The sequence below is a fragment of the Flavobacterium sp. N1736 genome (genome assembly GCF_025947065.1).
Taxonomy (GTDB): Bacteria; Bacteroidota; Bacteroidia; order Flavobacteriales; family Flavobacteriaceae; genus Flavobacterium.
This window is the reverse complement of sequence record NZ_CP109994.1, coordinates 2729472-2741516: the sequence shown is the minus strand read 5'-3', so window position 1 is coordinate 2741516 and position 12045 is coordinate 2729472. Positions and strand designations below refer to the sequence as shown.

Below are 12045 nucleotides of genomic sequence, written 5' to 3'. Positions count from 1 at the left end.
GCTTCGCCTGTTCGCTATCGCTCGGGTCACCAATCTGTATGAGTTAAAAAGATTCAAGCTGATTTACGCAGATTATAATTAAAATTAAATCTGCTCAAATCTGCAGAATCTGCGTAAAAAAAATCATCTTAATCTTTTAATCTGTGGCAAAAGACCTAAAGTATTTTTTTATCAAATAAATCAACGACATCTTCCTGACCCACTTGCAAATTCCAAACGTGAAGCCCTAAAGCAGCGGCGGCATCTGTGTTTTCTTTTTTATCATCTACAAACAAAGTACGTTTTGGCGATAATTCATGTTTGTTAATAATGTATTGATAAGCTTCAGGATTTGGTTTGCGTTTTCCAATTTCAAAAGAAAAATAAACTTTTTCAAAACATTGGTAGAAATCGCTGTAAAAAGAAATTCCGCTTTTATTTTCGAAAGTTTCGATATGAATAGAATCAGTATTGCTTAATAAAAATAAACGGTATTTTTTTGAAAGCATTTGCAGAAACTCCAATCGATATAAAGGGAAATCAGCCAAAACAGCATTCCATGCTTTCAGGATTTCTTCGATAGAAGCATTTGGTAATTGTTTTTGAAAACCTGCCAAAAAATCATCATGCGAAATATCACCCGTTTCAAACAAAATATTCAAACGATCCAATTCAGAATTCCACTCCGTTAAGCCTAATTGCTGCAATCCCGAAATAGTGGCTTGTTTATCTAAATTGATAAAAATATCTCCAAAGTCAAAAATTATAGTATCAATCATGATTGCTAAAATATATTAATTCGTCGTTTTTGATGTAGGTTTTTGATGCATTTTTCTTAGAAATAACTGGAGCTTTTATTCCTTTTTCAAAAGAAGTTTTCCCGATAAAGACGCGTGCTTCGTCCCAAATATTTTGATCTATAAAAGATTGTAAAGTTTGTAAACCACCTTCAATAATAATAGACTGTATTTGGTTTTGATGTAAAACAGTTAGAATTTGCGGAATAATATTTTGGTTAAAATCAATTACTTCAAAGGTAGTGTTTTCTGCCGAAAAGCTAATTTCAGATTTTGTAAATACAATTGTTTTTACACTGTCATCAAAAATAAAGCTGTCTTTAGAAATACGGTTATTTTGATCCAAAACAACTCTCACCGGATTACTTCCCGCCCAATCTCGTGTGTTTAATTTCGGATTATCGTCAATAACAGTGTGGGTTCCTACCAAAATAGCTTGTTCTTCGCTTCGCCATTTATGAACCAATTGTCTTGAATATTGATTTGTAATCCAAACCGGTTTTCGTTCCTTATTAATTTCTTTTTCAGGTGCTAAAAAACCATCCTGACTTTCGGCCCATTTTAATAGTATATAAGGTCTTTTTTTCTGATGAAAAGTAAAAAAACGTTTATTGAGTTCATGACATTCATTTTCTAAAACGCCAACAGTGACATTTATTCCGGCTGCAATGAGTTTCTTGATACCGTTTCCAGCCACTTTTTCGTTTGGATCAACAGTTCCAACAACAACATTTGGAATCTCATTTGCAATAATTAAATCACAACAAGGAGGCGTTTTTCCAAAATGGCTGCAAGGTTCCAAACTCACATAAATAGTAGCTTTTTTTAATAGCGATTTATCTTTTACAGATCGAATTGCATTTACTTCAGCGTGAGGTTCTCCCGCTTTTTTATGCCATCCTTCGCCAATAATTTGATTTTCGTAAACAATAACGCTTCCTACCATCGGATTTGGATATGTTGTTCCAAAACCATTTCGGGCCAATTCAATGCAGCGCTTTATGTATTTCTCCTGTATATTCACATTACAAAAGTAGTTATTTTTGGGTTTATTGCCGATAGCGAAAGGATAGTTGTGAAACATTCTGATTTGTTATAAAACTATCGGAAAAGTATTTCTACTTTTGTAATATATCATACTAATTTGAAATATGGAAAATTGGGTTATCAGAAGGATTAAAAAGGAAGACAATCAGGCAGTTGCGCAACTAATAAGATCTGTTTTTGACGAAATGGAAATTCCAAAAGTAGGAACAGCGTATGCAGATCCATATTTAGATTTAATGTTTGAAGAATACAATAAATCACAATCTGTTTATTTTGTGGTAGAAAATGAAGGTGAAATTGTGGGTTGTGCCGGAATTGCACCTTTGGAAAATGGCGATCCGAAGATTTGCGAGTTGCAAAAGATGTATTTTTTGCCAAAAACACGCGGATTAGGAATTGGAGGTGAAATGATGGAAAAGTGTTTGCTGCAAGCCAAAGATTTTGGTTTTGATAAATGTTATATAGAGACAATGCCTTTTATGCATGCGGCTCAAAAATTATACAAAAAATCAGGCTTTGAATATTTAGATGCTCCTTTAGGATGTACCGGACACAGTTCTTGCCCGGTTTGGATGTTAAAAGAATTGTAAATGAGGATGTAACAAATTTTGTTTTGCAATACTTATTTGCACAATGCGATTGAATTTAGCGTAATAATATTCAAAAATCAGAAATGAAAATCAAGCAATATAGAACTCAATTTATCAAAGAACTTTCTCCCTTTTATGATGCATACGAAGCAGAGAGTTTTTTTTATTTAATTTTAGAAAACAAGCATAAGCTTAGGCAAATTGATTTGGCGCTTAATCATGAATTAACCTTTTCTGATAGTGATTTAATAATTTGGACAGCATTTCTGGATCAATTAAAAAAAGAAGTTCCAATTCAGTATTTACTGGGAAAAACACATTTTTGCGGGATGGATTTCGAAGTAAATGAAAATGTTTTAATTCCCAGACCGGAAACAGAAGAATTAGTCGAATGGATTATAAATGAGAACAAGAAAGACAATAAGACTAAAAAAATAAAAATCCTTGATATTGGAACAGGAAGCGGCTGTATTGCAATTTCATTGGCTAAAAATCTTCTAAATGCCGAAGTTTATGGAATTGATATTTCAAAAAAAGCAATAGAAACAGCTAAAAAAAATGCCATCAATAATAATGTTGATGTTACTTTTATGTATTTGGATATTTTAGAAACAGATGTACTAACATGTGGTTTTGATATTATTGTATCCAATCCGCCGTATGTTCGCAATTTAGAAAAGGAAGAAATAAAAAGGAATGTTTTGGATTACGAACCACATTTGGCACTTTTTGTAGACGATAACGATGCTTTGGTTTTTTATAGAAAAATAGCTGTTTTAGCAAAAAGCGGTCTTTTAGAAAACGGACAATTGTTTTTTGAAATCAACCAGTATTTAGGAAAAGAAATGATTGAGTTATTAGAAAGAATGAATTTCAAAAATATCGAATTAAGAAAAGATATTTACGATAATGATCGTATGATGAAGGGAAATGTTTAGTTTACGGTTTACAGTCTCAGTGAACAGTCAAAACTGAGACTAAGAACTGCTCACTGAGACTGCGACTGTTTACTGCGACTAAAAAACTACTCATAACGCAAAGCCTCAATAGGATCTAATTGAGAAGCTTTTATCGCAGGATACAATCCAGAGACAATCGCAACCATAAAACTTGTCGCAAAAGCAGCAAAAATTGCCATCCACGGAATCACAAATGCAAAACTCATTGCGGCTGCAAAACCAAAACCGATTAAAATTCCCAAGACAATTCCGACCAAACCGCCAATTTGTCCAATTAATAAAGTTTCGATAAAAAACTGAACAGATATAGTCACTTTTGTAGCGCCCAAAGCTTTTCGAACACCAATTTCACGAGTACGTTCTGTAACCGAAACAATCATAATATTCATCAAGGCAATTGAAGATCCCAGAATTGTAATGATACTTATAATCCACGAAGCCCAACCCAGATATTTAGTAATTCCGAGAATTCTGTTGATTAAATCATCGCTTCGGCCAATGCCAAAATTATTATCACGAACCGGACTTAATTTACGAACCCGGCGCATAGTACTTGTTGCATTATCAACAGCTTCGTCTAAAAGTTCTTTTTTGGCAACCATTACACTCATCGTATAATTGATGCTTGGTGCAGTAAATAAAGAACGCGCGACCTGAATTGGAATCAGAACACGTAAATCCTGACTGTGTCCAAAAGTTGATCCTTTTTCTTTTAAAACGCCAATCACTTTAAAACGAGCCCCGCGAATTGAAATAATTTTGTCAATTGGGTTTACATCTTTCAATAAACCTTTTTCAAAATCAGATCCTACAACGCAGGAATACGTATTATTGTCAATATCAAATTGGTTAAAACTGCGCCCCAAAGTCGTTTCTAAACCAGAATTAGAAATAAAATGTTCATCGACACCAACGATAGTAATTTCCGGATCTGTTTTTTTATCTAAAAATTTAACTTCGGCAGTTGTAGTTGCAGTAAATGAAAGCGAAGTTTGAGTAAAAGGATATTTGTATTTGTTTTTAAAAGCGACAGCTTCAGGATATGAAATAATCGGATTGATAACTTCACGTTCGTTTCCTCCACGATTTTTAACCGTATTTTCGTATTGATTGATGTTGAATGTATTCGCTCCCATCGATGCAAAATTGGTCGAAACAGTATTTTCAAGTGCTGTTACAACGGTAAGAATTCCCACCAAAGCAGTAATCCCGATGGCAATAATTAAAACGGTAAGAATGGTTCGCAATAATTGTGTTTTGATAGAACCAAAAGCAATTCGGATATTTTCTTTAAATAATTTTAGCATCATGACCAATTTGTCACGAAAATACGTTTTTTGTTACAAGTTTGTTTTCGAACAGGCATTATTTATTTTAAAAAATAAGATATTTGCAGTCGCTTAGAAATAAAGAAATCTAAACATAAAATAATCCAGGAAAGATTTTAATTAAGATTTACAACAAATCTAAAATCTAACATCAGAAATCTAAAATAAAAAAGATGGCTTCAAAACCAAGTATACCACAAGGAACAAGAGATTTTTCGCCTGCAGAGGTGTCAAAACGTCAATATATTATTCAAACGATAAAAAATAACTTTGAGAAATTTGGCTTTCAGCCGATAGAAACACCTTCGTTTGAAAATTCGGATACCTTAATGGGGAAATATGGAGAAGAAGGCGATCGTTTGATTTTTAAAATCCTGAATTCAGGTAATTTTTTCTTCAATAAAAATAAAATTGAATTACCGGAATCTATAGAATCTCTGCAAGTTAATTCTGCTGAAACAATTGACCTTCATCAAAGAATTGAGTTGAATAAATTTACCGGAAAAATTTCAGAAAAAGCATTGCGTTACGATTTAACAGTTCCGTTTGCGAGATATGTGGTACAACACCAAAACGAAATTGAATTTCCTTTTAAAAGATATCAAATTCAGCCGGTTTGGAGAGCTGACAGACCTCAAAGAGGACGTTACAGAGAATTTTACCAATGTGATGCCGATGTTGTTGGTTCAAAATCGCTTTGGCAGGAAGTAGAATTGGTGCAATTGTATGATACGGTTTTTACTTCTTTAGGTTTAGAAGGCGTTACCATTAAAATCAATAATAGAAAAATATTGTCAGGAATTGCCGAAGTTATCGGAGCTTCTGATAAATTAATTGATTTTACAGTTGCTTTAGATAAGCTCGATAAAATTGGCGAAGACGGCGTTAAAAAAGAAATGATCGAAAAAGGTATTGCCGAAGAAGCACTGGTTAAAGTGCAGCCGCTTTTTAGTTTTACAGGAACATTTACAGATAAAATAAAACAGCTTTCTGAGTTATTAGAAGAATCAGAAGAAGGAATGAAGGGTGTTGAGGAATTGAAATTTATTTGTGACAATGTGGCAACTTTAGGATTGTCAACGGCAACATTAGATCTTGATGTAACGCTGGCACGTGGATTAAATTATTATACCGGAGCTATTTTTGAAGTAGCAGCACCAAAAACCGTTTCAATGGGTTCTATTGGCGGCGGCGGAAGATACGACGATTTGACGGGTATTTTTGGTTTGAAAAATATGAGCGGCGTTGGAATTTCTTTTGGTTTAGACCGAATTTATCTGGTTTTGGAAGAATTACAATTATTTCCCGAAACTGTTGCAGCAACATCAAAAGCGTTGTTTATTAATTATGGAGATGCAGAAGCTTTATACGCTTCGCAGGCGATTCAGAAATTGAGGAAAGATAATATAAAAGTAGAGCTTTATCCTGATAATGTAAAAGTTGGGAAACAGTTTCAATATGCAGATAAACGTCTGATTCCGTTTGCGGTAATTGCAGGCGATCAGGAAATTGCTTCAAACTCATACTCGCTTAAAAATTTAGTTTCAGGCGAACAAATTTCTGTTGATTTCGAAGGATTGAAAAATGCTTTATTACAATAAGAAGTGATGATTTTTTACCATTAAGATATTAAGTTGATTAAGGTTTGACTTAATTTCTCTTAATATCTTAATGATTCAAATAAAAAAACATAGGCATAAAAAAGTTTCAGTTTCATACAGATTGATCTGAGCAGATTTAATTTTAGTAATAAATTATCTGCATGAATCAGCTTAAATCTTTTTAAATCTGCCTGAAAATAATTCGTGAAGATTTAATTATCAAAGTTTTTCAGCCACATACTTATAGATTAAAGGCGATTTTTCTATTCACGAATTCGTGGCGATTAACCGCAAAATTCACAAAGCTCTGGAGATGATTGTGTTAATGAATTATTAGCATTTAATCAGCTTAAATCTTTTTAAATCTGCGTAAAATAATTGCTGGGAAAGAAAAAAAGCATTTAATTTGCGGCCTTGATTTACGGGCGTAGTTCAAGGGTAGAATAGCGGTCTCCAAAACCGTTGATGGGGGTTCGAATCCCTCCGCCCGTGCAATAAAAAAACACATCAAATAAAAGAACATAAAAAAAAGCTTCGTCTGAAATAGGCGAAGCTTTTTTTAATATAAGGTAAACTTGAATTAATAATTATTTATGAAGCCGAGGCTAACCCTTAAATTCAATTTTGATAGGTAATAATTAGATTATAATTTTGACTCCAAATATAGCACAAACTAAAACGTAATAGTCTTAAAATTATACTAAAGTTTAAAAGCGGAAATATTTATTTAAAAGGCTAACTTTTAATAAAGTGACAATTTGACATTTTAAAAGGTTTGGCAGTACTTTTGCAATCCAACAGAAAGAAATTGAAAATGAAGTTTAAGAATATTTTTAAAAATACAAATAATATGACTACGGAAAATACAGAATTCGATCAGGAATTAGATGATGTAACGTTAGAAAACAATGCCAACGGTGAGCAGTTAATTGTTGAAGAATTAAGTGTTGAAGAGCAATTGGCTCAAGACTTGGCAAAAGAAAAAGATAAGTTTTTGAGATTATTTGCCGAATTTGAAAATTACAAAAAAAGAACTTCAAAAGAGCGTATTGATCTGTTTAAAACCGCAAATCAAGAAGTTTTATTAGCAATGCTTCCTGTTTTGGACGATTTTGACAGAGCGATTGTAGAAATCAACAAATCTGAGGATGAAAATTTGAAAAAAGGAGTTGAGTTGATTCATGAAAAACTAAAAAGCACTTTGGTAGCTAAAGGTTTAGAGCAGGTTGAAGTAAGAGCAGGTGATGCTTTTAATGCTGACTTTGCTGAGGCAATTACCCAAATTCCTGCACCTTCTGAGAAATTAAAAGGGAAAATTGTTGATGTTATAGAAAAAGGATACAAATTAGGAGACAAAATTATTCGTTTCCCTAAAGTGGTAATCGGTAACTAAAAAATGCAAATAAAATTCTAAAAACCAATTTTTAAGGATTGGAATTTGGAATTAATGATTTGGAATTTAAACCTAATTATGAAAAAAGATTTTTACGAAATACTAGGCATTTCAAAAAATGCTGACGCTGCTGAAATAAAGAAAGCTTACCGAAAAAGTGCCTTAAAATATCACCCGGATAAAAATCCAGGCGACAAAGAGGCAGAAGAAAACTTTAAACTTGCGGCAGAAGCTTATGAAGTTTTAAGTGATCCTAACAAAAAAGCAAAATATGACCAATACGGACATCAGGCTTTTGATGGTTCTGGCGGATTTGGCGGTGGTCATGGCGGTATGAATATGGATGACATTTTCAGCCAGTTTGGTGATATTTTTGGTGGAGGATTTGGCGGTTTCGGCGGAGGCGGAGGCGGTCCTCGTCGCGCTAAAGGAAGCAATCTTCGAATTAAAGTAAAACTTACTTTAGATGAAATTGCAAATGGAGTAGAGAAAAAAGTAAAAGTAAAACGTAAAGTTCAGGCAAAAGGAGTTACGTACAAAACATGTTCGACTTGTAATGGTCAGGGACAGGTAATGCGTGTAACGAACACAATTTTGGGAAGAATGCAATCTGCATCAACTTGTCCAACTTGTGGAGGATCCGGACAAATTTTAGATAAAAGACCTTCTGAGGCAGATGCACAAGGAATGGTTTTAGAAGATGAAACTGTTTCTATCAAAATTCCTGCGGGAGTTGTTGACGGAATGCAGCTTAAAGTTTCTAACAAAGGAAACGATGCTCCGGGAAATAGTGTGCCTGGTGATTTAATTGTTGCCATTGAAGAGTTAGAGCACGAATTTTTAAAACGTGAAGGCGAAAATATTCATTTCGATTTATATATTAGTTTCCCTGAAGCAGTTTTAGGAGTTTCTAAAGACATCGAAGCCATCAACGGAAAAGTTCGTATTAAACTGGAAGAAGGAATTCAGTCAGGAAAAATCTTGAGATTAAAAGGAAAAGGTATTCCAAGTATCAACGGTTACGGAAGCGGAGATTTACTGGTTCACGTAAACGTATGGACTCCTAAAACGTTGAATAAAGAGCAAAAACAATTTTTTGAAAATGCTTTAAACGACGAACACTTTGTTCCAAGTCCTGAAAAATCAGAAAAATCATTTTTTGAAAAAGTAAAAGATATGTTTTCATAGTTTTTCTAAGTAAATTTAATATATTTGATAGTAATCGTTAATAGTGAGATTATGAATGCAGTTGAGTTTTCTGGAAAAATTGAAAAAGGAAAAATAAAAGTTCCTAAAGAGTATCAAAATATTGATAAATCTGTTCGTGTCATTATGCTTTTTGAAGATGCTGACAATGTAGTTTCTAAAAAAGAAAATTTACGTAATACTTTGATTAAGATGAAGAATGAAGAAATGTTTTCATCTATTGATAATCCAGTTTTATGGCAAAAAAAAATCAGAGATGATTGGGAATAAAGTTGTCTTAGATACTAATGTTATCATTTTTGCTTCGAAACAATTAATTGATGTTGAGAAATTTGTTACTTCATTTGATGAGTATTATGTTTCAATAATTACTTATTTAGAAGTTTATAGTTATAACTTTTCTAATAATAAAGAGAAACAATTAATTGATGCTCTTTTTAAAAGTATTGAAGTTGTTGAATTAAATAAAACAATTGCAGAAATGGCAATTGAAATTAGAAGAAATAAAGAAAGGAAAATCAAGTTGCCGGATGCAATTATTTTAGCAACAGCAAAATTTTTAAAATTACCCCTCTTAACAGACGACTGGGATGATTTTGAAAAAATTGATAAAGAAGTAATAATTTCGAATGTTGATTTTCTAAAAAAGGAGATTTAAATAAATCTCAAGATATAAAATAAATTAAAACCCATTTTAAATGCAAATTTAGAATGGGTTTTTTGTGTATTATTACACAATTTCGCTTCGAATTATTTACTTTTACAGGCTGTTAGCCATAATGGTCAAACTGACGCAGAAAATTCTAAAAACCGCATGAGCAACTTACTCGAAGTACATAAAGTCGTAAAACAATACGGTGATTATGTAGCGCTTAACGAAGTTTCATTAAATGTACCAAAAGGTAGTATTTACGGACTATTAGGTCCAAATGGAGCTGGAAAAACTTCCCTTATCCGAATCATAAATCAAATTACTTTGCCAGATAGCGGTGAAGTAATTTTAGACGGAGAAAAATTGCAGCCAAAACATGTGCAGACTATTGGGTATCTTCCTGAAGAAAGAGGTTTGTATACGTCTATGAAAGTGGGCGAACAATGTTTGTATCTGGCACAAATGAAAGGACTTTCTAAAGCCGAAGCAAAAGTGCAGTTAGAGTATTGGTTTGATCGCTTGGAAATTCAGGGTTGGTGGAACAAGAAAATTCAGGAACTTTCGAAAGGAATGGCACAAAAAATTCAGTTTGTGGTTTGCGTGCTGCATAAACCTAAATTGCTGATTTTTGATGAGCCTTTCTCCGGTTTTGATCCTGTAAATGCAAATGTTATTAAGGATGAAATTTTGGCATTGAAAGAACAAGGAGCAACAATTATATTCTCGACACACCGAATGGAAAGTGTTGAAGAACTTTGTGATCATATTGCCTTAATTCATAAATCGAATAAATTAATAGAAGGAAAACTAAGTGATGTAAAGCGCCAATTTAAAACCAATAGTTTTGAAGTTGGAATCCTGACAAATAATGTAGAAGGTTTGATGTATGATATCACTCAGAAATTTACTGTTTCGCAGGCAAATTTTAAAACATTAAATGATGATTTAAAATTAAACATCCAGATAGGAAATGCTTCACCAAATGAGTTATTACACATCCTGACACAACGCGGGCAAGTAACACATTTTGTAGAAAAAATACCAAGCGTAAACGATATTTTTATTCAAACTGTAACTGAAAATAAAGTTTAGAGTTCAGATTTCAGATTTTAGAGTGAAACCCTAGAATCAAAAATCTAAAGTCAACAATCTAAAAATCTAAAATCAAGAAATGAGTATAATTTCATTAATTATAAAAAGAGAATTTATTGCAAAAGTTCGTAATAAGTCTTTTGTTGTTATGACTTTTTTGAGTCCGTTGCTGTTTGTGGCAATTGCAGGATTTATTGGTTATTTAAGTTCTATGAAAGCCGAAACAAAACGAATCGCCATTCACGATGAAACAGGTTTGTTTGCAGATGATTTTATAAAACAGAATAAAAAAGATGGCGAATACAGGTATTTGAACCTTTCGGAAATTGATACAAAAGCGTTAAAAGACAGTATTGCCAAAGAAAATTTTAGCGGTCTGATTGTTATTCCAAAAACGAATACTTTAAAAGAGTTAGAAAGTAAAGTCGAATTTATTTCAAATAATAGTCCGAGTATTGTTTTTATAGAAAACACGCAGGATGTTATTGCTGATAAAATTACAAAGCTAAATTTCGAACAGGCAAAACTAGATACATTAGCCATTCAAAAAGCGCATGCAGCAGTAAATATTCATTTAGCAAAAGCTTCGGGAGAAGAAAGTTTAAAAGGATTAAACGAAATAAAAATCGGAATTGGCGGCGCATTCGGATATTTAATTATGATGTTTATTATCATTTACGGAAATATGGTAATGCGAAGCGTAATTGAAGAAAAAACCAACCGAATTATCGAAATAATCATTTCATCAGTAAAACCATTTCAGCTAATGATTGGTAAAATTGTTGGAACTTCTCTTGCCGGATTATTACAATTTATAATCTGGGCAATAATCGGTTTAGGATTAATGTTTGCAGCGTCGGCATTTTTTGGAGTAAATGTTGGTCCAACAGCTAAAATTCCACCGGAATTAATGCATTCTGCCCAACAGGAATTTTCAGGAACAGCACAAATGTATATCAGCGAATTATGGAATTTGCCAATCGCCAGTATCATAATTGGCTTTGTGGTTTATTTTATTGGAGGTTACTTTTTGTACAGTTCATTTTATGCTGCAATTGGAGCAGCAGTTGACAATCAAACCGATTCTCAACAATTTTTATTGCCTATAATAATGCCACTTATTTTAAGTGTTTACATCGGATTTTTTACTGTTGTAAATGATCCACACGGAACAATTGCAGTCGTGTTTTCAATGATTCCGCTAACGTCGCCAATAGTCATGTTAATGCGTATTCCGTTTGGCGTGCCGTGGTGGCAAATTGCAATTTCGGTATCATTATTGTTTGCTGCCTTTTTCCTTGTAGTCTGGTTCGCAGCAAAAATTTACCGCGTTGGTATTTTAATGTACGGCAAAAAACCTACATGGAAAGAATTGTATAGATGGCTTAAATATTAGTTTTT

12 protein-coding genes and 1 tRNA gene are annotated in these 12045 nt (G+C 33.0%); 10 read left to right on the top strand and 3 right to left on the bottom strand.

Annotated elements, in window-relative coordinates; translation table 11 throughout:
- Nucleotides 1–155: 155 nt before the first annotated feature.
- Both OLM54_RS11440 and ribD read right to left on the bottom strand, forming a co-directional pair.
- The gene (locus OLM54_RS11440) at nucleotides 156–758 is read right to left on the bottom strand and encodes an HAD family hydrolase (protein WP_264534770.1); all 603 of its coding nucleotides are present in this window, start codon (nucleotides 756–758) and stop codon (nucleotides 156–158) included.
- Complete coding sequence (gene ribD, locus OLM54_RS11435) at nucleotides 751–1800, bottom strand: bifunctional diaminohydroxyphosphoribosylaminopyrimidine deaminase/5-amino-6-(5-phosphoribosylamino)uracil reductase RibD (RefSeq protein WP_264538560.1); 1050 nt, start codon at nucleotides 1798–1800, stop codon at nucleotides 751–753. The genes OLM54_RS11440 and ribD overlap by 8 nt, the downstream gene beginning before the upstream one ends.
- Before the next feature lie 127 nt (nucleotides 1801–1927).
- Here ribD and OLM54_RS11430 point away from each other — a divergent pair, with 127 nt between their 5' ends.
- Together OLM54_RS11430 and prmC are read left to right on the top strand one after the other, a co-directional pair.
- Entirely contained in the window at nucleotides 1928–2413 is a 486-nt protein-coding gene (locus OLM54_RS11430) for a GNAT family N-acetyltransferase (protein WP_264534769.1), read from the top strand.
- Nucleotides 2414–2496: 83 nt separating this feature from the next.
- On the top strand, nucleotides 2497–3351 hold the full coding sequence (gene prmC / locus OLM54_RS11425; protein WP_264534768.1) for a peptide chain release factor N(5)-glutamine methyltransferase: 855 nt from the start codon (nucleotides 2497–2499) through the stop codon (nucleotides 3349–3351).
- Nucleotides 3352–3437: 86 nt separating this feature from the next.
- On the opposite strand, the gene OLM54_RS11420 is transcribed toward prmC, so the two are convergent.
- The gene (locus tag OLM54_RS11420; protein WP_264534767.1) at nucleotides 3438–4682 is read right to left on the bottom strand and encodes an ABC transporter permease; all 1245 of its coding nucleotides are present in this window, start codon (nucleotides 4680–4682) and stop codon (nucleotides 3438–3440) included.
- A 191-nt stretch (nucleotides 4683–4873) separates the two neighbouring features.
- Between OLM54_RS11420 and hisS the strand changes: the two genes are divergently transcribed.
- From hisS to OLM54_RS11380, 8 genes are all read left to right on the top strand, one after another.
- On the top strand, nucleotides 4874–6301 hold the full coding sequence (gene hisS, locus OLM54_RS11415) for a histidine--tRNA ligase (protein WP_264534766.1): 1428 nt from the start codon (nucleotides 4874–4876) through the stop codon (nucleotides 6299–6301).
- Between the two features lie 421 nt (nucleotides 6302–6722).
- Nucleotides 6723–6793, top strand: a tRNA-Trp gene (locus tag OLM54_RS11410).
- Between the two features lie 322 nt (nucleotides 6794–7115).
- Nucleotides 7116–7694, top strand: a complete 579-nt coding sequence (locus OLM54_RS11405; protein WP_264534765.1) for a nucleotide exchange factor GrpE — start codon at nucleotides 7116–7118, stop codon at nucleotides 7692–7694.
- A 78-nt stretch (nucleotides 7695–7772) separates the two neighbouring features.
- Nucleotides 7773–8882: a molecular chaperone DnaJ gene (gene dnaJ / locus OLM54_RS11400; RefSeq protein WP_264534764.1), complete on the top strand. Its 1110-nt coding sequence runs from the start codon at nucleotides 7773–7775 to the stop codon at nucleotides 8880–8882.
- 24 nt (nucleotides 8883–8906) lie between these two features.
- Nucleotides 8907–9170, top strand: coding sequence for a hypothetical protein (locus OLM54_RS11395; RefSeq protein WP_264534763.1), 264 nt, complete (start codon nucleotides 8907–8909; stop codon nucleotides 9168–9170).
- Complete coding sequence (locus OLM54_RS11390; protein ID WP_264534762.1) at nucleotides 9157–9558, top strand: type II toxin-antitoxin system VapC family toxin; 402 nt, start codon at nucleotides 9157–9159, stop codon at nucleotides 9556–9558. Before OLM54_RS11395 ends, OLM54_RS11390 begins: the two co-directional genes overlap by 14 nt.
- Nucleotides 9559–9714: 156 nt before the next feature.
- Complete coding sequence (locus OLM54_RS11385; RefSeq protein ID WP_264534761.1) at nucleotides 9715–10644, top strand: ABC transporter ATP-binding protein; 930 nt, start codon at nucleotides 9715–9717, stop codon at nucleotides 10642–10644.
- Nucleotides 10645–10723: 79 nt separating this feature from the next.
- Nucleotides 10724–12040, top strand: coding sequence for an ABC transporter permease (locus tag OLM54_RS11380; RefSeq protein WP_264534760.1), 1317 nt, complete (start codon nucleotides 10724–10726; stop codon nucleotides 12038–12040).
- The last annotated feature ends 5 nt before the right edge of the window (nucleotides 12041–12045 follow it).

Bases quoted from the DNA above. Each gene is read 5' to 3' on its own strand.
- OLM54_RS11440 (WP_264534770.1), bottom strand. From the start codon at position 758: ATGATTGATACTATAATTTTTGACTTTGGAGATATTTTTATCAATTTA.
- OLM54_RS11430 (WP_264534769.1), top strand. From the start codon at position 1,928: ATGGAAAATTGGGTTATCAGAAGGATTAAAAAGGAAGACAATCAGGCA.
- prmC (WP_264534768.1), top strand. From the start codon at position 2,497: ATGAAAATCAAGCAATATAGAACTCAATTTATCAAAGAACTTTCTCCC.
- OLM54_RS11420 (WP_264534767.1), bottom strand. From the start codon at position 4,682: ATGATGCTAAAATTATTTAAAGAAAATATCCGAATTGCTTTTGGTTCT.
- hisS (WP_264534766.1), top strand. From the start codon at position 4,874: ATGGCTTCAAAACCAAGTATACCACAAGGAACAAGAGATTTTTCGCCT.
- OLM54_RS11405 (WP_264534765.1), top strand. From the start codon at position 7,116: ATGAAGTTTAAGAATATTTTTAAAAATACAAATAATATGACTACGGAA.
- dnaJ (WP_264534764.1), top strand. From the start codon at position 7,773: ATGAAAAAAGATTTTTACGAAATACTAGGCATTTCAAAAAATGCTGAC.
- OLM54_RS11390 (WP_264534762.1), top strand. From the start codon at position 9,157: ATGATTGGGAATAAAGTTGTCTTAGATACTAATGTTATCATTTTTGCT.
- OLM54_RS11385 (WP_264534761.1), top strand. From the start codon at position 9,715: ATGAGCAACTTACTCGAAGTACATAAAGTCGTAAAACAATACGGTGAT.
- OLM54_RS11380 (WP_264534760.1), top strand. From the start codon at position 10,724: ATGAGTATAATTTCATTAATTATAAAAAGAGAATTTATTGCAAAAGTT.